The organism is Alcanivorax sp. IL2 (assembly GCF_047495475.1).
Lineage (GTDB): Bacteria > Pseudomonadota > Gammaproteobacteria > Pseudomonadales > Alcanivoracaceae > Alcanivorax.
In genome coordinates this window covers 3,510,854-3,530,775 of the sequence record NZ_CP179932.1, presented here as the reverse complement: position 1 = coordinate 3,530,775, position 19,922 = coordinate 3,510,854, and the positions used below count along the sequence as shown (strand labels likewise).

The window sequence follows — 19,922 nt, the reverse complement described above, 5'->3', positions numbered from 1 at the left end:
CAATGAGCAGACGAATATGCTAACAATAGCACTTTCGTCGTGCCGGGTAAGTAGTTGTCTACGGAGACCGGCTGAATCGGAAATCGGGAAGAGTGAGTATGGCATTTATGCGTGAGCGGCAGCTTGCCGCCAATGGGCTGGATTTTTTCGTGGCCGAGGCTGGGGAACCGGAAAACCCTCTGGTGCTGTGTCTGCATGGCTTTCCGGAATGTTGGGCCTCCTGGCGCTACCAGTTGCCGGTACTGGCGCAATCCGGTTATCACGCGGTGGCACCGGATCTGCGCGGTTACGGCTATACCGGTGCCCCGGAAGAGGTGGATGCCTACCGGCAAAGCGTGCTGGCGGAGGACGTGGTGGCTCTGATCAAGGCGCTGGGCCATGAATCGGCAATTCTGATCGGGCACGACTGGGGGTGTGCGCTGACCTGGCAGGTGGCGCGTCGCTATCCAGAGATGATTCGTGCAGTGGTGGGAATGTCGGTCCCCTATGGCGGGCCAGCCCCGGAGGCGCCCACTGTGTCCATGCAGCGGCTGTTCGAGGACCGCTTCTTCTACATGCTCTACTTCCAGCAACCGCAATTGCCGGAGCAGGAGCTGGAAGCAGATGTGCCCACCAGTCTGCGCAAGATCTTCCACAGCCTGTCTGCGGATGGCATTGCTGATTTCCGGGCGCGCCCGGATGACACCGGTTTCCTGCAATCCATGTCTGCTCCTGACGAGCAGCCGCGCTGGATGCGTGAGGAGGATCTTGCCTATTACGTGGAACGTTTCCAGCACAGCGGCTTTACCGGGCCCATCAACTGGTATCGGGCCATGGATGCTTCCTGGGAAGAAAGCCGTGACGACGATAACTGGCAGCTTCCCATGCCCACGCTGTTTATCGGTGGCATGCAGGACCCGGTGATCGTGTTTGGTCAAAAAGCCCTGCAGCGGATGCCCGACTATATTCCGGATCTGCGCACGGTGATGCTGGACCAGTGTGGGCACTGGATCCAGATGGAGCAGGCCGCCGAGGTTAACCGTGAAATGATCGCATTCCTGGAGGAAGTGGATGGCAAAGGCTGAGCAACCCAGCAACTTTCACCGGGTGGCTGAATTTCACCGCGCCTTTTCCCTGCCGGTGGCATCCCGGCCGGTGGTGCCGGACGATGCCACCATCCGTTTGCGCCTGGCCCTGCTGCTGGAAGAGTTTCACGAACTGGCCGAGGCCACCTGCCAGCAGCCCGATGCGGATCAACAGGCCTTTCTGGATACCCTTGCGAAGGCCAGGGAGCAACTGGGTTCGCTCAAGGCCTTTCACGTGGACCTGGTAGAGGTGGCCGATGCGCTGACCGATATCAATTATGTGACCTATGGTGCCGGACATACCTTTGGCATAGACCTGAATGCCACCTGCGAAGAAGTGCATCGCAGCAATATGAGCAAGCTGGGGGTTGACGGCAAGCCGGTGAAGGATGCACGCGGCAAGGTTCTCAAGGGGCCAGCCTACTCGCCGCCGGCTCTGGCTCCGGTGTTGGCCCGTCAGAGCGGTAGTGCCCCGGAATAATGAGGGGTGCCCGTTTTGCCCTGCCAGTGAGTGGGGCGGCGAGTCGTTGTAGGCTTCACAAGGCGAACGGCTCAGCCTAGATCTGCAGAGCCATCCCACCCGGTAACCGGTCTGTGAGGATTTCAAACGCCCCGCCGTGGGCGCTGTGCAGTATCCGTTCTGGTTGTCCGCGTCGGGACAGGCTGACGGTGACGCTGGCCAGTTTGCTGTTCAGACAGATCTTGTTGCCGCCGGGCGGGTTGTAATAGGTCAGTGCGGCCACTCTGTCTACCACCGTGGTCATGTTGATGCTTAACCGAGCATCGCCGTTACCGGTCTGCAGGGCCCACTGGAAAGGACGGTAGTCCGCGTTGGCGCGCAGGGCACGGGACAGGCTGTTGAACAGCAGGGTTTCCCCGTCCAGTCGCAGGGCGGCAATGGACAATTGCGGGCTGTATAGCGGACCCACTTTCACCTGGGCCGTGGCGCATTCCAGAAAGGCCCCCGGTGCATTGTCGAAGCCCACCACCTGGCCCCAGGCATAGCGGTCGGTATGCTGGCTCCCCCAGTTATGGTTTTCGCTGCCGGGCCACTGGTCCAGCACGATGGTTTCCCCGTTCAGGGTCAGGGTGCCGCTGAGGCGAATATGAGGACGGCTGACCAGGGACTTGGCCTTGGGCAGGGGGCGTTTATAGAAGCTCTCCGGCAGAAACAGCAACGGCGCCTCGCCGTCATCGTAGTGCAGATTCCAGCTCAGTTGATCGTTGCCCCGGTGTAGCTGTCCCTGCAGGGCGCCGGGCTGCAAGTGGTTGTTGCCGGCGTCCACCTGCATCTGTGTGGTGCTGAAGTGGCACTGTGCCAGGGGGAACGCTTCTTTGAACGCATGAGTCTGCTGCCGGGCACCGTCACTCCACACTGCCCACACTTCACCCAGTGCCGGGCGCTGATCCCGGGCGCGGAACAAGGTGTAGCGAATCCAGATGGCCTGGGGTTTGTGCGGGTGATTGGCGCGCACAAACCAGGATTCGTAGTGGCCGCCTTTGGGCGGTGCCTGCAGGCCGTAGTAGGGAATCATGCGGGGCTCCTGGGTATTCCGATCAGCGGGACGAACCGACGCCCTGATCTTGCTGGTAAGCCTGCTGTTCGTCCACCAGGCGCAGGGCGGTGAAGGGAAAGGCCAGCATGCTTTCCCGGTAGGCCACTTCCGCCTGGCCAATGGTCTGCTGGTTCCGGCAGACCGTCATCGGGCAGGTGATCAGGGATGCCAGCAGGCCGTTAAGACCGTACTGCTTCTTGCCCTCCACGCGCAGCTGGCCCAGTTCCGGGTGGTTGAAGGTCAGCCAGTAATGGGGGCCGTTCAGGTGGATGGTCAGCTCCCCTTCGCAGGGGAAGTCCTGTCCGTCCAGGCTGACAGTGCCGCGAAAGTAACGCGGGGCGCTGACGCTGAAGATGCGGGTGGTAAAGGCGCGAATCTGGAAGGCGAAGGGTTGCTGGCGGTCCTGGCTGTTAAGTTGCAGCCAACCGCTCATACGCTCCTTGAGTAACAGGCCCAAAGTCATGCGCATTCTCCTTGTGGTGGTGTGTGGGTGGAATCCATATCGTCGAGCAGCTCCCGGGCGAGGATGTCGGCGGCCCGGCTGGCCATGGCCATGATGGTGACCTGGGGATTGGCGCCCAGGCTGGTAGGCACGCTGGCGCCATCCATCACATACAGGCCCGGGTTATCGAATACCCGGTGATCGCTGTCGCAGACGCCCTGTCGGGGAGAGGCGGCAATGCGGGCAGTGCCCAATGGGTGATAGGCGCTGATCAGGAAGTCAGTGGGTTTCAGTGGCGAGCCCAGAAAGCGTTCCAGCTCGGTGCGGTTGTGGATACGCACGATGCGGTTGAGACCGGGGATCAGTACCTGCTCGGCGCCGGCGTCCAGATACCAGCAGGCCAGGGCATGGATGCCGCGCTTGAACAGGGCAAAGTCCTGCCGGTTCATATGGTAGCGGATCAGCGGCAGGCCCCGATGGGGCCCCCGGCGCACCCGTCCTTCGCTGGTATCGCGGATCATGAAGCCGAAGTAGGCGGTGTGTGGGTAGTCTTCGGTAAAGCGCACCCAATCCTGTCCGAACAGGGGGTTGAGAAGGCTGTGCCCAGCCAGGGGGATGGTGCCGCCTTCGAACATCAGGCCCTGTTCGTCCCAGTCCGATACCCCGTAGCCCTGGGGAATGCTGCGACCGTTGGCCATATCCTGTTGTGGAAAGAGGGCATTGACCACCCCCGCCGGGTGCAGGGTCAGGTGGCGGCCCAGGTGCGGATTGCGCACGCCCTGCTGTTGCAGGAACAGGGGGGTGAACAGGCTGCCCATGGCAACAATAGTGCGCTGGCTGGTCAGCTTCAGGGTCACCGTATTGCCGGCGGCATTGGTGCCGCGGGCGGTGACGCCGGTAATGCGATTGCCCTGGCGCTGCAGCCGCTCGGCCCGGAAGCCGCTGAACAGGAAGGCGCCCCGTTCCAGAGCCCGGGGGATATAGCTGACGTTGGTGGATTGCTTGGCATCCGTGGGGCAGCCGAACTGGCACAGCCCCTGGCCGTCACAGCCCTGAGCATTGCGCATCAGCGGCTGGCGTTTCAGAAACCCGTTGGCGGCGGCGCCCTGATCGATGATGTCGCCAATGGGGCCGACTGTCTCTGCCGTCGCCTGCTGCACACAGAGCATGCGCTCCACGCCCTCGAACCAGGGGGCCAGACTTTGTTCGGTGAAATCATGCAGCCCCTGCTCCCGCCAGCGGGCCAGTACCGATGGCGGGGTGCGCATACAGGTGCCGGAATTGATGGTGGTGGTGCCGCCCACATTGCACCCTACCGGTACCGGAATGATGGCGTTGCCGGTGGCCACGGTGGCCCCCCAGCTACGGTAGAGCTTGGGAATCACCTCGGTGAGTTTGCCATTGAAGTGGCTGCGGTCGTAATACTGGCCTTCCTCGATGATCACCACTGCCAGGCCGCGGCAGGCCAGCTCGTAGGCCGCTGCAGCACCACCGGCGCCGCTGCCCAGGATGACTACATCCGCTTCCAGGGTCAGGTCTTCCTCGCAGTCCCGGGCGGCAGTGATCTGCTGTTGCCAGCGAAAGGTTTCGATCTGGGCGGGCAGTTGTACCGGTTCCCGGCAGCCAGCGGCCTGCGCCACCTGGTCATCCAGTACATAGGCGGCCTTGAAGGGCAGGGCCAGCAGGCGTAGCAGTTTTCCGGACACCGTAGTGGCGGCCAGCTTGTCGATAAAGCGGGCCTGGCGGGCCGCGCTGGCTCGATGAAAGGCCTGGCCCCGTACCAGTCGGTGGCGGTTGTCCAGCCATAGCAAGCCGGCTTTCAGGCTGCGTTGCAGGGCCGGATGGCCGGCCAGGTGCGCATCCATCCTGCCGAGCAGGGCATCGGTATCCGCTGCCGGTAGTGTTTCCCCGGAGGGAAAAAGTGCGCGGCACAGGGCGATGGCGGTGCGGTGTTGGCGAAGTGTGAGTTGTCCCATGGCTTCAGTGTAGTCAGCACGAGAATGCCTGCTTGTCTTCACTGACAGCGACTGATTGTGGCTGCGGGCAAAAACCTTGATGTCGATCAAGGCGGGGAAGGGGGTAAGGAGAGAGGATAGCAGCGGGATATGATCCCGCTGCGTATGCTTCCGGTTGTCTCCGGAAACGTTTTGGCCCCGGTCTCCGGGGCCTTTCTTTATGCCTCTTCAGATTGATGGCTGCCCCGTCGGCAAGCAACGGGGCAGCGACTTGCCGATTATTGCTCGGTCTCCTCTGCAGGTGGATCTTCTTCCGGTTCACAGTCGGTACCCACGACCACCGCATGGGCGGCCACATAAAGCGGGTCGGCTTCCACCGGGATGGTGAAGTTCAGCATGCTGGTGGGTTCCAGTGGCTCCTGGGTGTTGCCGAACAGCCCCGGTGCATTGGTGGGCAGTTCTTCTGCCCCTGCATAGACATGGGCCTCCAGCAGGCCGAAGCCTTCGAAGGTTTCATAGGTCAGATGCAGGAAGCTGCCGTCGTAGGTGTAACTGACGGTGCCCACATGGGTGCCCTTGCTGAGGTCATGCTGGCCTGCGCCGGCGTACAGATCCACGCTGCTGTCGTCACCGGGCAGCACGGTGATCTGCCAACCCCAGTTGCCGAAGCCCAGTTCCTCGAAGGTCTTGTCGCCAACGCCATAGGCGGTTTCAGCACCCGGGCATACCGGCGGGGGCGGATCGTCATCCTCGCAGTCGATCAGGTACTCACTCCAGGTGGCCCAGTTGCCGCGTTCGATAATGCGATCGCCATCTGCCCAGGCGGTTTCCTCCTGCGTGGTGTCGCCGTCGGTCTTGCTGACAGCGGCATGGGCCGCCAGTGCAACCAGATCACCGCATTCGGCTGTCAGGTCATCCAGGGGGATCTTGAACTGGAAACTGTCGGTGTCCAGGTCCTCGGCGGTGTAGGGGAACTGCCCGGGAATCGGGTTGCCGTTATTGGTCTGCGGCATGTCATCCAGGGATTCTCCGACAAACAGGTGGACCTCGTTGAGGAGCCAGCCGCCAGTGGTTTCATAGGTGATGTAGAGAAAGTGGGCGTCGGTTTCCAGGCAGACGGTGCCCACATCGATCGTTTGCCCGGCGAACAGGGTGCGACAGGGTTCGCTGGGGTCAATCTTGCTGGCTGCCGATCGTGCTTCGGCGGAGAGGCCGCTGCTGGAGCTGCCGCCACCGCCACAACTTGCCAGTAGTGCTGAGAAGAGAAATAGCCAAAGGGCTGTAAACAGGGATTTAGGGTAGGTAACCATGACCAGACTCCTTGCTGGGTCGCGGTTACTGGCTCAACTGCGTGACTGGGTCAGTAAACCGTTGGGATAGACATAGGGGATAAACAACCTTTTTGTGAGATGCATCACAAAATGTAGCACCGTGAAAGAAGCGTGAGAGTCCGGCGGGTGGGTGAATTTTTCCCTCAGTTTTTTCAGTGAGTGGGATGGCTATTTTGTATGGCTTTTTCATTAGGGAAAAAAGCGTACATTTTGGCAGTGAACAAGTGGGTATAGCGCGGCTGTGCAGTGCACAGAGAAAAGCGGTCACCGACAGATGCCGGTGACCGGAAGGGGGCTTACCAGTGGATGCCTTTGAAGAGACGCGAAAAGGCTGCCTGTTCGCGGCGGATCTTCTTCGGTGAGCTTTCCTTGTCGCCCAGGGCCGCGGAGGAATCCGAGAATAACTTGTAGCCGGTATTCATGATGGTCTCGGTGACCTTGGGAGTCAGGAAGTGCATCACCTGACCCATCACGCCAAGGTTGGTGGCGATGCGCTTGGGCTGGCGCACGATGGCATCGCAGATCATGTCTGCTGCCTGGGCCGGGCTGATGGTGGGCACATGATTATAGATCTTGGTGGGCGCGATCATCGGGGTGCGCACCAGCGGCATGTTGATGGTGGTAAAGCGAATGCCCTCATGGGCCAGTTCGCTGGAGGCGCAGCGGGTGAACGCATCCAGGGCGGCTTTCGACGCCACATAGGCGGAGAAGCGCGGCGCATTGGTGAGTACGCCGATGCTGGAAATGTTGATCACGTGGCCGCCACCACGCTCAATCATGCCTGGCATCAGCTGCATGATCAGTCTCAGTGCACCGAAGTAATTGAGTTGCATGGTGCGTTCGTAATCGTGGAAGCGTTCAAAGGAATGCACTACGGAGCGACGGATGGAGCGGCCGGCATTATTGACCAGCACATCCACATGACCGTGGTCGGCGATCACCTGCTGAATCAGATCATCCACGCTGCTCAGGTCTGACACGTCGCAGCTGTAGGCCTGGGCGGTGCCGCCCAGCTGGTCGATTTCGTGCAAGGTCTCTTCCAGTTTTTCTGCTGTGCGGGCAATCACCAGCACGGTAGCGCCGGCGCGGGCCAGTTTCAGTGCGGTGGCCTTGCCGATGCCGGAGGTGGCGCCGGTAACCATCACTACCTTGCCGTCCACGCGCTCGGGCAGAGTGGGCAGAGGCTGCAATTCATCCTTGCGATCGCCGCGATCCGGGTCCAGATGATTCTCCCAGAAATCCCACAGTTGCTGGATATAGCCTTCCAGGTCCGGTACCTGGATGTTGCTGTCGGCCAGAGCCTCCCGGGCTCGGCGATTGTCGTATTCGGTGGGGAAGGTAAGAAACTGCAGTGCCGACGGGGGAATATCCAGATTTTCCAGCACCGTGTTGACCACCAGCTTCGGGGTCATGGCACTGACGCCTTTCTTGACGAAGCCGGGGACCACATTGAACAGGCTGTTATCCAGTTTCACCGGCCAGCGCGGGGCTTGAGCGGCACCGGCAATAATGTCCATCAGCTCGCCCAGGTTGTAGCTACGATCGGCGGTGAGATGGAAACACTGGCCATCGTGGTCCGGCTGGTGGGCAATGTGGTCCAGGGAGTCAGCGACAAAGTCTACCGGCACCACGTTGAAGTGGCCGCCTTCCACACCGATCAACGGCATCCAGTTGGGAAGCACATCCTTGAGCTTCTGGATCAGTTTGAACATGTAGTAGGGGCCGTCGACCTTGTCCATTTCGCCGGTCTCGGAATGGCCGACCACCATGGAGGGCCGGTAGATGCGCCACGGCAATTTGCTCTCCTGACGCACCAGTGCCTCGGACTCGTGCTTGGTGAGCAGGTAAGGGTCGTTAAGGCCCGTTGCTTCTTCGAACATGTCCTCGGTAAAGGTGCCGTTATAAAGCCCTGCGGCGGCAATGGAGGAGACATGGTGGAAACAGCCGGCCTGCAGTTTTTCCGCCAACTTCAGGGTTTGCCGGGTTCCTTCGATGTTGGTGTAGCGCTGGGTGTTTTCGTCAGCGGTCAGGTCATAGATGGCGGCCAGATGAAAGAAGTGATCCACCTGACCGGTCAGGTCATCCTGATCCCGCTTGCTGACACCCAGCAGTTTTTCGTTGATATCGCCCTGGATGGCCACCAGACGATCGGCATCCACACCCAGGCGACGGCGCAGAGCGTCCAGCTTGTATTCCGAGCCGGAGCGAACCAGGGCAAATACCCGGCTGTCCTCGCGCTTGAGCAGGCGACCAACCAGAAAACGACCAATAAAGCCGGTGGCACCGGTGACGAAGTAGTTCATTGCTTTCCCCTTTTGCTTCCCTGCTGCCCGCTGTAAGCGGGCAGTCTGTGTTGTAGCGCTAGTTGATGATGCGCCGTGAGATCGGTAAGAGCCAAATTTCTTGCCTTACAACTGTAAGGCGAATTCTCTTTCAGCTAACACTTGTTTGTCAAAGATTATTATGTAATCAGTATGTAGTTGCGCGATGAGCGGTATTCATGGGAATATTTAACTAACACTCGTTAGTGACAATGTTATGGCTGAAACCACACGACAGCGCCAGAAACGACAAACCCGGGAGCGCATTCTGGAAGCGGCCCGTACCCTGATGGCCGGCGGCCGGGGTCTGGATAGTCTGGGCCTGCGGGAAGTGGCCCGGGAGTCCGGCCTGGCCGCTACCTCGCTCTACAATCATTTTCCGGACATGGATGCTCTGGGGTTGGCACTGATCGACTCCTGCTGTTTCCGGCTGCGCTCGGCCATGGAATACGAACGGCGCAGCATGATCGAAATCGGCCCGGCCCGGGCGGTGAAAGAGCTGGTAGGGCGCTTTGTGCGCTACCTGAACGACTATGAAAACGACTTCCGTCTGTTGGTGCAGCAGCGGCTGGGCAGCCATGACCGTTACCGGATGCGTATCCAGCGTGAACTGCAGCTACTGGTGGACGAGCTGGCCGAAGACGTGCGCCAGGCGGTGGCGTCCCAGGGGCGAGAACCGGTGCCGGCGGAGCAGGAAGCGGAAGCCGCCATTGCGATCATGTTCGGCGCTGGCATTTCCATGCTCGATAACACGGTAACCGCGCGCAGGGTGCTGGCGGACCATGCCTGCCTGCAGCTGGAAATGATGGCCCTGGGGGGGAGAATGATGGCTCAGGGCACGCGTCTTTAACTGCCTTCACCGGCCCTTTGAGGCGTGTAAAAAACAGGCAAATGTGACGTGATTCGTGGGTTTTTGACAAAAAATGCATAAAACTACTGACTCACATTCGCTTGATTGCCACAGGAGGTGGCGATGTCATTTGATCCCAGGGATCCCTACGACGCGGCAGCCCTGTATGACATGTGGCTCAATTGCAGCCGCTGTCCTGCCACCTTTGATTTCGAGCCCGGTGGTGACATCAATCTGGATTACTACCACCGCATCGGGCAGCAGGCGCGCCGGGACAAATGGGCGGTACTGCCTGCGCGTAGCAAAGGGGATGAGCTGGTGTTCAATGTGCTCTGCCCGGCCTGTGCGCGGCGTCTTGGCGTGGCTGGCTGCGATGGCCGCATGGAGCTTGCGGCCCCGGTGATTGACCAGATCTGTCAGGCCATGCGTGAGGCTTCCGGCGAAGCGGCCTGAGCGTTTCTGTCATCGTCGCCCTTTTCGTGTCTGGTTAGACTGGCGGGTAATTCAGAGGAGTTACCCATGAACGCCGATTCCCTATCCCTTTATCACGCTATGACTGAGCGCCGTTCCGTGCGCGGTTTTCTCGACAAGCCAGTCTCGCAATCAGAGCTTGAAGCGATTTTTTCGCTGGCCCAGCACGCCCCTTCCAACTGCAATATCCAGCCCTGGCAGGTATGGGTGGCCAGTGGCGAAACCCGTAACGCTTTGCGCGAGCGTTTGGTGGACAAGGTCAGCCGGGGCGTCCCCTTTGCGCCGGACTATGAAAGCCTGCCTCGCTTCCAGGGGATCTACCGGGATCGCCAAGTGGACTGTGCCATGGCGCTCTACGGCAACATGGGTATCGCCCGGGAAGACCGGGAGGGCCGCCGTCGCGCGGAGCTGCGCAACTTCGAACTGTTTGATGCCCCCCATGTGGCGTTTATCGGCATGGAGCGGGATTTCGGCGTTACCGTGGCACTGGACGTGGGCATGTACGTGCAATCCCTGCTGCTGGCCATGACCGCTCATGGGGTGGGTGCCTGTGCCCAGGGCAGCATGCGCTACTATCCGGATGATGTGCGTGAGCTGCTGGGCATTCCGGACAGCACCGCCATCGTGCTGGGCATCAGTTTCGGCTACGAAAACGCCGAGGTGGCGGCCAACCGCACCCGGGTGGGGCGAGTGCCGCTGGGCGACTCGGTACGCTTCTGCGGCGGGGCCTGAGCGGACAGCAGGAGCGGGGTTGTGGTACAATGATCGTTTTCCCAGCGCAATGGACCCCCATGATCATCGTCAAAGGCTCTTTCCCCGTGAAACAAGACCAGCAACCAGAGGCGCTGGAGCTGGTGCAGGCGTTGGCGAAATCCTCCCGGGGCGAACACGGCTGTCTGGCTTACGAGGTATACCTGCAGGCGGATGAGCCGCGGGTGATCGTGGTCTGGCAGCAGTGGAGCGATCTGGATGCGCTGGAAATCCATTTTGGTTCCGAGCATGTGGATGCCTTTCTGGATGCGATCCCGGACATGATCGATGGCGATGTAACGTCCGCGCGCTTTGATGTAAGCAGCCTGGACGGTGAGCCTATTGTTGAAGAGGTGGCCGAGATCGCTCCGTTGGTGCTGGCGGACAATATTACCCTGCACTGAGCGTCGCGCCCCAGGTAACCTGCCGCATGCTTCATGCGTGCAGATGTCATTCCCGCCCCGCGCTTCCTGCGCTACCCTCTGGGTTCTGTTGCAGGAGCCTCCATGAAAACCCGTATTGATTCCGTCGAAGAGATTACTCGCAGTTTTGCCGGGCAGGGCTATATCTGTAGTGAACAGATTGCCCTGGCGATCTATCTTGCTGCGCAGTTGCACAAGCCGGTGCTGGTGGAGGGCCCGCCCGGGGTAGGCAAAACTGAACTGGCCAAAGCGGCGGCGGCGTTTCTTGAGGCGCCACTGATCCGCTTGCAGTGCTACGAAGGGCTGGATGAAAGCCGGGCCTTGTACGAGTGGAAGTATGGCAAGCAGCTGCTCTATACCCAATTGTTGCGTGACAAACTGGGGGGCATGCTTGCTGATACGGACAGTCTGGAAGCCAGCATGGAGCGGCTGGGGGATCTGGGCGAAGCCTTCTACAGCGATACCTTTCTGGAGCCGCGCCCCCTGTTGCATGCCCTGCGTAGTGACGAGCCGGCGGTGCTGCTCATTGATGAAATCGACAAGGCTGACCAGGAGTTCGAAGCCTTCCTGCTGGAGCTACTGTCCGACTTCCAGATTTCCATCCCCGAACTGGGGACCGTGAAAGCCAAGCACCAGCCGCTGGTGCTGCTCACCAGTAACGACCAGCGGGAGCTGTCCGATGCGCTCAAGCGTCGTTGCCTGCATCTCTATATCCCCTACCCGGCGGCGGAGCTGGAAGCGCAGATCGTCGCCACCCGGGTGCCGGATCTGGATGCGCGCCTGCGGGAACAGCTGGTGGCGTTTATCCAGCATCTGCGCGAACAGGACATGAAAAAACTGCCGGCCATTTCTGAAACCCTGGACTGGGCCCGGGCGCTGGTGCTGTTGCACGCGGACAGTCTGGAGCATGCCCAGGTGGCCGATACCCTCAATCTGGTGCTGAAGACCGAGCAGGATGTGACGTTGGCCCGGGAATTGTTGCCCGCCTGGCTGCGCAAGCTCGGTAAGCGCTAGGATTCAGGAACCGCTGATGCCAACTCGTCGCTTATCCGAATTTGTCCAGGCCCTGCGTGGGGCCGGGTTGCGGATTTCTCCGGATGAAGCCAGCCAGGCCATGGATGCGGCGGCCCTGGTGGGCTATGCCCGGCGGCAACGCTTTCATGATGCGCTGGCCGTTACCCTGGTCAAACAGCAACAGGACAGGCCCGCCTTTGAAGAAACCTTTGCCCGTTTCTTCGCGGCCGAGGATTCCGGTGTCGATCCGTCCGGGGACATGGAGCCGGCGATGCCGGCTCCCGCCGCCGATCCGGCTTCTGCGCAGACCCCTGAGGAACAGCAGGCAGAAGCCCTGCTCGCCAGTACGCCGGAGCAGCTGCAGCAACGTATGGCGCAAGCCGCTGCCGAGATGGACTTCACGCAGATGGAAGTGATTACCCAGCAAGGGCTCTATTCTCGCCGTTTGCTGATGAACATGGGAATGGGGGCAGTGGATGACCGGGTGTTGCAGCTGGATCAGGGCAACCCGAGTCAGCAGGCACGGGCGGAGCAGTTGCGGCAGTGGCGAGCCCGGGTCCGTGAGCAGGCGGCTGGTCAGGTGCGGCGCCAGTTTCTGTTGCACGGTGTCGGCAAGGGCCGAGCCCTGCGTGAGCAGACCCTGCGGGCGGTGCCATTTCGTGATCTGCGCGAGTTTCGTGACGTGCAGGCGCTGGTGCGCAAGATGGCTCGGCGACTGGCTAGCCTGCATCAGCGACGCATGAAAACCAGCCGGCGGGGAATGCTGGATGCCCGTCGTACCATGGTGGCGAGTATCCGCCATGACGGCGTGCCAGCCAAACTGTTCTGGCGCCGTCGACCGCCCCGCAAGACGCGGGTGATGGTGATCTGTGATGTGTCCAGTTCGGTCAGCGATGCCGCCCGCTTTCTGCTGCAGTTTCTCTACGCCATGAACGACGTGTTGCCACGGGTGCGCAGCTTTGCCTTTGCGTCAAGCTTTGACGAAATTACCGATGATTTTTCCCGTTATTCCCCCGAGGTGGCGGTGGGGCAGGTGCTGGATCGTCTGTCGGGTAGTGGCACTGATTATGCGGAGATGTTCCGGGCCTTTCAGGCGCGTTGCGAAAGGGAGCTGGATGCTCACACCACGGTGATCATTCTCGGTGATGCGCGTAACAATTACCTGCCCGATGGTGCCGAAACGCTGCAGGCCATCCGCCGCCGGGTCAAACAGGTCTGGTGGCTGAACCCGGAATCCCGGGGGCGCTGGAACAGCGGTGATGCGGTGATGGATCGCTACTTGCCTCACTGCCGCCTGGCCCGCCAGTGTGCCACCCTCAATGACCTGGAGCGGGTGGTGGATAGTTTGCTGGGGGCGTTGGATTAAGACGCCGCGGACCAGTCCGCGCAAATCGCTTGTCCCGCACTTAACGCAGAGGACGCCAGGCGTTATCGCGAACCCTTGCCCGGGTCGCGCAGTACCTGCTTCAGCGTCGCTAACAGGCGTGCCTTGTTGATGGGCTTGGCCAGGTGAGCCACCATGCCGGCATCGTGGCAGGCGTGGATCTTGTCCGGCACGGCGTGGGCGGTCAGGGCCACAATCGGAATCCAGGGCAGACGGCCTTCCTGTTGCAGCTTGATAATCGAGCGTGAGGTTTCGAAACCATCCATGTCCGGCATTTCGCAGTCCATCAGAATCAGGTCAAACGACTGCTGGGTGGACATCAGCACGGCAATGGCCTCCATGCCACTTTCCGCTACTTCCGTTTCATAGCCCAGTTTCTGGCATAGCCCTTCGGCGACCATCAGGTTGATATGGTTGTCATCCACGATCAGCAGTCGGCCGCCGGAGAGGCTGGGCAAGTCGCTGTCCTCGCTTTGTGGCAGGTAGCCAGTATCGTTATGGGTGCCGGGTAGCGGCAGGCGGAACCAGAACCGTGAGCCTTCATTCTGCCGGCTGAAGACCCCGATTTCGCCGCCCATGATTTCCACCAGTTGTCGGCAAATGGCCAGCCCCAGCCCGGTGCCACCGTAGCGTCGGCTGGTGGAGCTGTCGCCTTGATGGAAATGATCAAACAGATGCTTGAGTTGCTCCGGGGCAATGCCGATACCGGAATCGGAGACTTCAAAGTAGACATAGTCCGGGTTGTTTTCATCCCGTTCAGCCATGACCGTGATAACACCGTTACTGGTGAATTTCACCGCATTGCCGATCAGGTTGACCAGAATCTGTCGCAGCCGCACCGGATCGCCCAGGCAGCGCTCACCCAGGTTGCGGTCAAGCTCGGTTTGCAGGGTATTGGAATGCACATGGGCCTTATGCTGAAACAGGGCCAGTGATTCGCTGACAAGATCTTCCAGGCTGAAGCTGGTCTGCTCAATGGGCATCTTGCCCGCTTCGATGCGCGAGTAATCGAGGATGTCGTTGATCAGGTTGAGCAGGCTGTTACCGGATTGCTCGATCACATTCAGATTGTGCTGCTGGTCGTCGTCCAGCGGCGTGCCCTTGAGCATATCCACGGTGCCGATGATGCCGTTCAGCGGGGTGCGAATCTCATGGCTCATTACCGCCAGGAATTCGCTGCGCGCACTCAATGCGCTGTTCAGTTCCCGGGTGCGTTCATCCACGCGTTGTTCCAGCACCTCATTGGCTTCGCGCTGAATGCGGGCATTCTCGCTCTTCAATACCGTCATCCTGTGAGCCAGCGCGAAGGACAGCAGCACCGCTTCGGTGAAGGTGCCCAGCTGCATGGCATTTTCCAGTAGCCAGCCCCCTTCCATCAGCTGAAAGGTTTTCAGTACGTAAAGCACCGTGGCGGTGGCGACGGCGGTAAAGGCGAGCAGGAAATAACGTGCCGGGCTATAGCCCTTGAAGATCAGCCACAGGGACAGGGCGATGGCCACAAAAGGCCAGGGCATGACCACGGCGGTGGTGGCTTGAATGGAAAAATGAAAGTTCAGGAACGTCAGCGGCGTGGCGACCAGTAGAGCCATGGCGCTGAACAGCAACAGGCGGTGAATGCGCGGCGCCCGTTTCTTCAGCTCCAGAAACTGGCTGGCGAACAGCATGGAAAACGCCAGTGTCATCAGATTCAGCACCGGCAGGGAGTAATGGTTCCACAGGGTGGCGTCGGGCCATAGCCATTGGTAGCTCAGCCCTTCCCGGGTAAACAGGTTAAGGCCGAAGGTGCCGAGGTAAAGCACATAAAGCAGATAACTGGGATCGCGGATGGACAGGAAGATCAGCAGATTGAACAGGCACATGGCGACGATGGCGCCAAAATAGAGGCCGTAGAAAAGCGAAAACCGGTTGTCATGGGCGTTGAAGGCTGCCGGTGTCATCAGCGTGGCGGGCAGCTCGATCACGTTATTGCCCTGGGCGCGAAACAGCAGGTAATGCTCACTGTTCGTGGCCAGTGTCAGCGGTGTCACCAGGTGGTAGTGGGACAGTTCTCGGCTATGGAAGGGCACCCGGTCACCCATGCGGGTGTGCTTGATTTGGTTGCCGTCCTTGTCAAAGACGTAGATGTCCAGGTAATCCAGATGGGGGCGCCCCACACGCAAAAACCAGTAGGGCAACGCGCTGTTGTTTTCCACGGAGATGAGGAACCACTGAAACCCGTCGCGAAACCCCAGGGAAGGATATGGCGTGTCCAGTTGCTGCCCCTGGCCTGCGAGCAGGGCCTGTAATGCCAGGGTCGGGCTGAGGGCGTGATTTTGATCTGTCAGCCACTGCATGCCGGCCGCAGCGTCGTAGCTATCGCGGTCATCCGACAGAGTAAGAGCGTGGCTGTGCAAAGATAGAAAAAATGCGCAAATAAACGCGGCCAGTCGCCCTGCGAAGACGGTTCCCTTTGTCATTCCCGATCCTGTTATCGCTGTTATCTGGATGCGGCATGCTTTCGACACATTTTACAGAGTTTACCGGATTACCCGGAACTGTGCGTCGGACAGCGTCTCGAAACTTGTGATTAAACGGAAAAGGAGAGTTGTATGAAAGTGATGATGCGTAATGTTCTGGTGGCGTCCTGCTCCCTGATCGCTGCCTCGGGTGCTTTTGCGGCTGGCCCATACGTTGGTGGTAACTACAGCCAGATTCAGTATGACAACGAGGAAATAGACAGCGATACCCTGAAAATTGATGCGGCCACGATTCGTGCCGGTTTCGAGTTTACCGATTTCCTGGCACTCGAGGCGCGGGGTGGCATGGGTTTCGACAAGGATTCGCGAGGCATTGTCGATTTCGAGATGGATCACCTTTACGGCGGCTACGTGAAACTGGGTGCGCCGGTGGGTGAAACCCTGCGCCCCTATGTGATCGGTGGCTACAGCAAGGTCAAGGGTGAAGTCTCCGCCAGCGGTTCGGTGGCGGGGGTCAATTATGCCTTCAGTGACACAGAGACTTTCGAGGATGAATCCTGGGGTGCCGGGCTTGATTTCAACCTGACCGATACCCTGGGTGCCAATCTGGAATACATGCGTTATGTGGATACCGATGAGGAAGAAATTTCCGGGGTCAGCGTCGGGTTGCGTTCCGCATTCTGATCCAGATTGAAACGCCGTACTAAACAGACGTCAAATGACGACTAATGTACTTGTGGGAAGCGATGCTTGCATCGCGAAACAGGCTTCTCAGTCTCTTCGCCAGGCATCGCTTACCTAACAATGAAGAAGGCTCTCGACACGAAAAGCTGTGGTTGCGCTGATAGACGTCCGACATCAGACGTCAGGCGTTATCTCCAGTGCCCTTTCCAGGTTAGGTCGGAACGCGGTATTGACGCCCAGTTTCATCATCGTCCAGTAGTGGCCGCTGACCACTCGCTCAATCAGCAGGCTGCGTGAGGACGGCTGGAATTTCAGCATCTGATCCAGGGGCGTGCGTTTTACCTGGCGGAGGATGTCGGTGTGCAGTTCCGAGCGGCCAAAATCGTAGGGCTTGTCATCGAAGGCTCGTAGCAGCAAGGCAATCCAGGTGGCATAGAACTGGCCGTTGACCTGGGTATCTTTTTTGCGAGCGCCCAGTTGCAGCAGCAGGGTATCCAGATGTTCCCATTGCTGGTTCAGCGCGCTACGGACGATGTTCCGCAGCAAGTCTGCATCCTGGGGAGGCAACCGTTTTACCGCACCGAAATCGTAAATCACGATGGTGCCATCCGGGCGAAAGGCAAAGTTGCCCGGGTGCGGATCACAGTGGACTGCCCGTAACTGGAAAATCTGCTGGCCCAGGGCGTCGAAAAGGCGCTCGCCAAGCAGGTTGCGGGTAGCCTGATCAAAGCCGTGATCGTCATCTACCTGGTCCAGCGCAATGCCGGTTTCCTGGCTTAGGGTCAGTACCTTTTCGCTGGATAACTCATCGAACACCTGCGGGATGACCAGCCAGGGCTGGTCATGATGGAAATCCCGGAAGTGTTTCAGATTGCCCGCTTCCTGTCGGTAGTCCAGCTCTTCATGGAGCTGGTTGCGGATTTCCCGGAACACCGCATCGAGGGCGGCCTCGTCAACCTTGAGCAGGCTGCCCAGGCGCAGGATGCGACGCAGGTGTTTCATGTCGGAATCAATGGATTCCTTCACTGCCGGGTACTGAACCTTGACGACCACGTTGTCGCCATCATGGGTCGTGGCGCGGTGTACCTGGCCGATGGAGGCGGCGGCAAACGGCGTTTCCTCAAAATCGGCAAACAGCTGATCCAGGGTGCCGCCAAGCTCCCGCTCCAGTTGGCGGCGAATCACATGGAAGGGCATGGGCGCCGAGGCGTTCTGCAATACCTTGAGCTGATCGCTGATTTCCTTGGGCAGAATGTCCTGCATCTGCGAGGCGATCTGCCCCACCTTCATCACCGCGCCTTTCATCTCCCCGAGGGTGGCAGCCACCTCCCGACCGATATGCTGAAGCAGTTTTTCCCGGTCTGCGGCCTTGGCAATGTCGGACTGGAACAGCCCTTTGACCTGATGGCCGGCGACGCGGGTGGCAATGGAGGTGGTCATGCCGGTCAGCCGGAACAGGCGGCCGGTGGCAGTGGTGGGGCGCTTGCGACGACGGTCGTCAGCCATGGAGTCCTCGGGTAACGCTGTGGGATAGTCATTCTCGGCACGTTGTGACCGAGTCAGCAGGTGCTATCAGACTCTAGCGCTTGTCCGGCAGGGTGTACATGGTGGGATGAAGCCATAAAGAGGAGGGTGAGGGGTGGTTTTTCGCTAAATAGCAGGCAAAAGAAAGGGGCCCAAATCAGGCCCCAAAGGAGAGTACAACAGAATCAGGGAAACAGAATCAGCTACGTTTTTCCCCGGCAGAAACCAGTTCGTTGAACAGTTTCTCGCCTTCTTCACGTGCGGAGGCTACGGCGCCCAGGCCGGCCAGCACGAATTCGTTGGTTTCTTCAGCTTTCTCGCCGCGCTCTTTTTTGCCGGCTTCTACCAGTTTCTCGTACAGGGCCTGACGCTTTTCCGGAGCGGTGTCCAGCAGCTGACGGGCAGCCAGCAGGGCGCCACGGCTGGCCAGCAGGGCCTTGGGCTTGCCTTCGGCGTCTTCACCAAAAGCTTCGGTGCCGGCTTCAACATACTTGTTCAGCAGCTCTTCAGAGCCTTCTTCAGCCTTCTCGTAAGCACCCAGGCCGGCCAGATACAGTTTGTTGCCCAGTTCTTTGGCACGGTTTACCAGAGTTTCGCTTTGTTCGCGCAGATCTTTCAGCTCGCCCATGATCAATGATTCCTTTACGTTGTCCGGTGTAAAAAAGAATTTGTTGCAGCGGCTACGTGCGCTGCGTGGGATAAAGAGTAAGGATTCAGGGAGAAGAGAGGGCGGCTAACTGTCCAACAATTGGACATCTACTCAGAGGGAAGGAACCTTCAGGATGTGATATCCATCAAAGTCAGTACGCCAAACTCCGCATGGTCGTGCTTTATTCTCATGCGTACACTGGCTAAAAAGACTGTACCGGCAAGAGAGAACATAATGATAGAAAAATTCATCGCCAAAGTGCCCTCGCGGATCTGGGCCGATGGTCGACCGGCTCGTGCCCGCCAGTGGGAAGCGGAATTCAACGTGGCCTCCTGGGTCCGTATTGCCGGGGCCGCAGGCAAGGTGCAGTTGGTAGTGCGTTACATGGACAGCAAGGCCGACCGGGCGGTGCTGGTGGATACTGCTGACGTTGGGGGCGAGGGTAGTGCCCTGTTGTCCGGGAGTATTCGCCTGAAGCTGACCGCGGATGTGGAGCAGGTGCAGATCTCCCTGCGGCTCAGCGAGCCGGCCATGACCCATGTGGTGGAAGAGCTGTTCATGCAGCGTCGTGGCGCCGCACTGAAATCGTCCGATAAGCTGATTTCCAACTACTGATCAGACAGGAAGATGGATAAGTTGGCTGCTCCGGGCCGATGGCCGTGGCGGCCTTGTGCTGTGTTGGCTGTAGCCAAAAAATAAACGCGTCAGCCCTGCCGGCTGACGCGCTGCGGAAAATCCAGCCTGCCCTCCAGGTCGTCCTGTTCCGTGGACGCCGTGCCGTCACGGTTCACCAGGGACTCCGGCAAGCTCTGAAAATCCAGACCGGTGAGCCGGTTCAGGTTTTCCAGTGCCGTTGTCGGGCGCAGTTTTCGTAATCTCAGAATCTTGCTCATGGCATGTTCTCTCTCGCTTGGAGTTAGCAAAGCGAGAACCGTGCCAGCATTGTGAAAATATTTTTATTGTTTTTGCTCAAAGGGTTACGGAGGAAATGTGAAAAAAGTCACGGTGAAATGGGCGGAACCCGGCAGCAAGTGACAATTTTGGTAACC

19 protein-coding genes are annotated in these 19,922 nt (G+C 59.5%); 10 read left to right on the top strand and 9 right to left on the bottom strand.

What is annotated here, in order from left to right; all coding sequences use genetic code 11:
• The first annotated feature begins 98 nt into the window (after window positions 1–98).
• Entirely contained in the window at window positions 99–1,064 is a 966-nt protein-coding gene (locus ACMG4N_RS16235) for an alpha/beta fold hydrolase (protein WP_297766811.1), read from the top strand.
• Window positions 1,051–1,545 carry a nucleoside triphosphate pyrophosphohydrolase family protein gene (locus ACMG4N_RS16230; protein ID WP_297766809.1) on the top strand — a complete coding sequence of 165 codons (495 nt, stop codon included), beginning with the start codon at window positions 1,051–1,053 and terminating at the stop codon, window positions 1,543–1,545. The genes ACMG4N_RS16235 and ACMG4N_RS16230 overlap by 14 nt, the downstream gene beginning before the upstream one ends.
• Before the next feature lie 76 nt (window positions 1,546–1,621).
• Here ACMG4N_RS16230 and ACMG4N_RS16225 read toward each other — a convergent pair whose 3' ends face one another.
• The 5 genes from ACMG4N_RS16225 to ACMG4N_RS16205 all read right to left on the bottom strand — a co-directional run bounded on the left by ACMG4N_RS16225 (window position 1,622) and on the right by ACMG4N_RS16205 (window position 8,651).
• Window positions 1,622–2,599 carry a hypothetical protein gene (locus tag ACMG4N_RS16225; RefSeq protein WP_297766807.1) on the bottom strand — a complete coding sequence of 326 codons (978 nt, stop codon included), beginning with the start codon at window positions 2,597–2,599 and terminating at the stop codon, window positions 1,622–1,624.
• A gap of 22 nt (window positions 2,600–2,621) precedes the next feature.
• Window positions 2,622–3,083 (bottom strand): hypothetical protein, encoded by a 462-nt coding sequence (locus tag ACMG4N_RS16220; RefSeq protein ID WP_297766806.1) that lies wholly within the window; start codon window positions 3,081–3,083, stop codon window positions 2,622–2,624.
• Window positions 3,080–5,038: a GMC family oxidoreductase gene (locus ACMG4N_RS16215; RefSeq protein WP_297766804.1), complete on the bottom strand. Its 1,959-nt coding sequence runs from the start codon at window positions 5,036–5,038 to the stop codon at window positions 3,080–3,082. Before ACMG4N_RS16215 ends, ACMG4N_RS16220 begins: the two co-directional genes overlap by 4 nt.
• Before the next feature lie 257 nt (window positions 5,039–5,295).
• Entirely contained in the window at window positions 5,296–6,327 is a 1,032-nt protein-coding gene (locus tag ACMG4N_RS16210) for a hypothetical protein (RefSeq protein ID WP_297766802.1), read from the bottom strand.
• Between the two features lie 317 nt (window positions 6,328–6,644).
• A complete protein-coding gene (locus tag ACMG4N_RS16205) occupies window positions 6,645–8,651 on the bottom strand; it encodes an SDR family oxidoreductase (protein WP_297766800.1) in 2,007 nt (668 codons plus the stop codon).
• Window positions 8,652–8,886: 235 nt separating this feature from the next.
• On the opposite strand from ACMG4N_RS16205, the gene ACMG4N_RS16200 reads away from it, so the two are divergent.
• The 6 genes from ACMG4N_RS16200 (at window position 8,887) to ACMG4N_RS16175 (ending at window position 13,542) form a co-directional block, all read left to right on the top strand.
• The gene (locus tag ACMG4N_RS16200; RefSeq protein WP_272962254.1) at window positions 8,887–9,519 is read left to right on the top strand and encodes a TetR family transcriptional regulator; all 633 of its coding nucleotides are present in this window, start codon (window positions 8,887–8,889) and stop codon (window positions 9,517–9,519) included.
• 123 nt (window positions 9,520–9,642) lie between these two features.
• Window positions 9,643–9,972, top strand: coding sequence for a hypothetical protein (locus ACMG4N_RS16195; RefSeq protein WP_272962253.1), 330 nt, complete (start codon window positions 9,643–9,645; stop codon window positions 9,970–9,972).
• Window positions 9,973–10,038: 66 nt separating this feature from the next.
• Entirely contained in the window at window positions 10,039–10,722 is a 684-nt protein-coding gene (locus tag ACMG4N_RS16190; protein WP_414432436.1) for a nitroreductase, read from the top strand.
• Window positions 10,723–10,751: 29 nt separating this feature from the next.
• Window positions 10,752–11,144, top strand: a complete 393-nt coding sequence (locus tag ACMG4N_RS16185) for a putative quinol monooxygenase (RefSeq protein WP_272962251.1) — start codon at window positions 10,752–10,754, stop codon at window positions 11,142–11,144.
• 102 nt (window positions 11,145–11,246) lie between these two features.
• Window positions 11,247–12,176 (top strand): AAA family ATPase, encoded by a 930-nt coding sequence (locus ACMG4N_RS16180; protein WP_035249998.1) that lies wholly within the window; start codon window positions 11,247–11,249, stop codon window positions 12,174–12,176.
• Between the two features lie 16 nt (window positions 12,177–12,192).
• A complete protein-coding gene (locus ACMG4N_RS16175; protein ID WP_414432435.1) occupies window positions 12,193–13,542 on the top strand; it encodes a vWA domain-containing protein in 1,350 nt (449 codons plus the stop codon).
• 62 nt (window positions 13,543–13,604) lie between these two features.
• Here the strand turns inward: ACMG4N_RS16175 and ACMG4N_RS16170 are convergent, their stop codons facing one another.
• Window positions 13,605–16,016: a 7TM diverse intracellular signaling domain-containing protein gene (locus ACMG4N_RS16170; protein ID WP_414432433.1), complete on the bottom strand. Its 2,412-nt coding sequence runs from the start codon at window positions 16,014–16,016 to the stop codon at window positions 13,605–13,607.
• A 132-nt stretch (window positions 16,017–16,148) separates the two neighbouring features.
• Here ACMG4N_RS16170 and ACMG4N_RS16165 point away from each other — a divergent pair, with 132 nt between their 5' ends.
• Window positions 16,149–16,700 (top strand): porin family protein, encoded by a 552-nt coding sequence (locus ACMG4N_RS16165; RefSeq protein WP_273010081.1) that lies wholly within the window; start codon window positions 16,149–16,151, stop codon window positions 16,698–16,700.
• 174 nt (window positions 16,701–16,874) lie between these two features.
• Here the strand turns inward: ACMG4N_RS16165 and ACMG4N_RS16160 are convergent, their stop codons facing one another.
• On the bottom strand, window positions 16,875–18,206 hold the full coding sequence (locus ACMG4N_RS16160) for an ABC1 kinase family protein (protein ID WP_414432432.1): 1,332 nt from the start codon (window positions 18,204–18,206) through the stop codon (window positions 16,875–16,877).
• Window positions 18,207–18,423: 217 nt separating this feature from the next.
• Complete coding sequence (locus ACMG4N_RS16155; RefSeq protein ID WP_272961451.1) at window positions 18,424–18,852, bottom strand: hypothetical protein; 429 nt, start codon at window positions 18,850–18,852, stop codon at window positions 18,424–18,426.
• 255 nt (window positions 18,853–19,107) lie between these two features.
• Between ACMG4N_RS16155 and ACMG4N_RS16150 the strand changes: the two genes are divergently transcribed.
• Window positions 19,108–19,488 carry a hypothetical protein gene (locus tag ACMG4N_RS16150; protein WP_035250009.1) on the top strand — a complete coding sequence of 127 codons (381 nt, stop codon included), beginning with the start codon at window positions 19,108–19,110 and terminating at the stop codon, window positions 19,486–19,488.
• An 89-nt stretch (window positions 19,489–19,577) separates the two neighbouring features.
• On the opposite strand, the gene ACMG4N_RS16145 is transcribed toward ACMG4N_RS16150, so the two are convergent.
• Window positions 19,578–19,766, bottom strand: a complete 189-nt coding sequence (locus ACMG4N_RS16145) for a hypothetical protein (RefSeq protein WP_035250012.1) — start codon at window positions 19,764–19,766, stop codon at window positions 19,578–19,580.
• Between the last annotated feature and the right edge of the window lie 156 nt (window positions 19,767–19,922).

Excerpts from the sequence above, each read along its gene's own strand:
- ACMG4N_RS16150 (WP_035250009.1), top strand. The coding sequence starts at position 19,108 with ATGATAGAAAAATTCATCGCCAAAGTGCCCTCGCGGATCTGGGCCGAT.
- ACMG4N_RS16185 (WP_272962251.1), top strand. The coding sequence starts at position 10,752 with ATGATCGTTTTCCCAGCGCAATGGACCCCCATGATCATCGTCAAAGGC.
- ACMG4N_RS16215 (WP_297766804.1), bottom strand. The coding sequence starts at position 5,038 with ATGGGACAACTCACACTTCGCCAACACCGCACCGCCATCGCCCTGTGC.
- ACMG4N_RS16200 (WP_272962254.1), top strand. The coding sequence starts at position 8,887 with ATGGCTGAAACCACACGACAGCGCCAGAAACGACAAACCCGGGAGCGC.
- ACMG4N_RS16235 (WP_297766811.1), top strand. The coding sequence starts at position 99 with ATGGCATTTATGCGTGAGCGGCAGCTTGCCGCCAATGGGCTGGATTTT.
- ACMG4N_RS16160 (WP_414432432.1), bottom strand. The coding sequence starts at position 18,206 with ATGGCTGACGACCGTCGTCGCAAGCGCCCCACCACTGCCACCGGCCGC.
- ACMG4N_RS16165 (WP_273010081.1), top strand. The coding sequence starts at position 16,149 with ATGAAAGTGATGATGCGTAATGTTCTGGTGGCGTCCTGCTCCCTGATC.
- ACMG4N_RS16230 (WP_297766809.1), top strand. The coding sequence starts at position 1,051 with ATGGCAAAGGCTGAGCAACCCAGCAACTTTCACCGGGTGGCTGAATTT.
- ACMG4N_RS16225 (WP_297766807.1), bottom strand. The coding sequence starts at position 2,599 with ATGATTCCCTACTACGGCCTGCAGGCACCGCCCAAAGGCGGCCACTAC.
- ACMG4N_RS16180 (WP_035249998.1), top strand. The coding sequence starts at position 11,247 with ATGAAAACCCGTATTGATTCCGTCGAAGAGATTACTCGCAGTTTTGCC.
- ACMG4N_RS16195 (WP_272962253.1), top strand. The coding sequence starts at position 9,643 with ATGTCATTTGATCCCAGGGATCCCTACGACGCGGCAGCCCTGTATGAC.
- ACMG4N_RS16145 (WP_035250012.1), bottom strand. The coding sequence starts at position 19,766 with ATGAGCAAGATTCTGAGATTACGAAAACTGCGCCCGACAACGGCACTG.
- ACMG4N_RS16170 (WP_414432433.1), bottom strand. The coding sequence starts at position 16,016 with ATGACAAAGGGAACCGTCTTCGCAGGGCGACTGGCCGCGTTTATTTGC.
- ACMG4N_RS16175 (WP_414432435.1), top strand. The coding sequence starts at position 12,193 with ATGCCAACTCGTCGCTTATCCGAATTTGTCCAGGCCCTGCGTGGGGCC.
- ACMG4N_RS16210 (WP_297766802.1), bottom strand. The coding sequence starts at position 6,327 with ATGGTTACCTACCCTAAATCCCTGTTTACAGCCCTTTGGCTATTTCTC.
- ACMG4N_RS16190 (WP_414432436.1), top strand. The coding sequence starts at position 10,039 with ATGAACGCCGATTCCCTATCCCTTTATCACGCTATGACTGAGCGCCGT.
- ACMG4N_RS16220 (WP_297766806.1), bottom strand. The coding sequence starts at position 3,083 with ATGACTTTGGGCCTGTTACTCAAGGAGCGTATGAGCGGTTGGCTGCAA.
- ACMG4N_RS16155 (WP_272961451.1), bottom strand. The coding sequence starts at position 18,852 with ATGGGCGAGCTGAAAGATCTGCGCGAACAAAGCGAAACTCTGGTAAAC.
- ACMG4N_RS16205 (WP_297766800.1), bottom strand. The coding sequence starts at position 8,651 with ATGAACTACTTCGTCACCGGTGCCACCGGCTTTATTGGTCGTTTTCTG.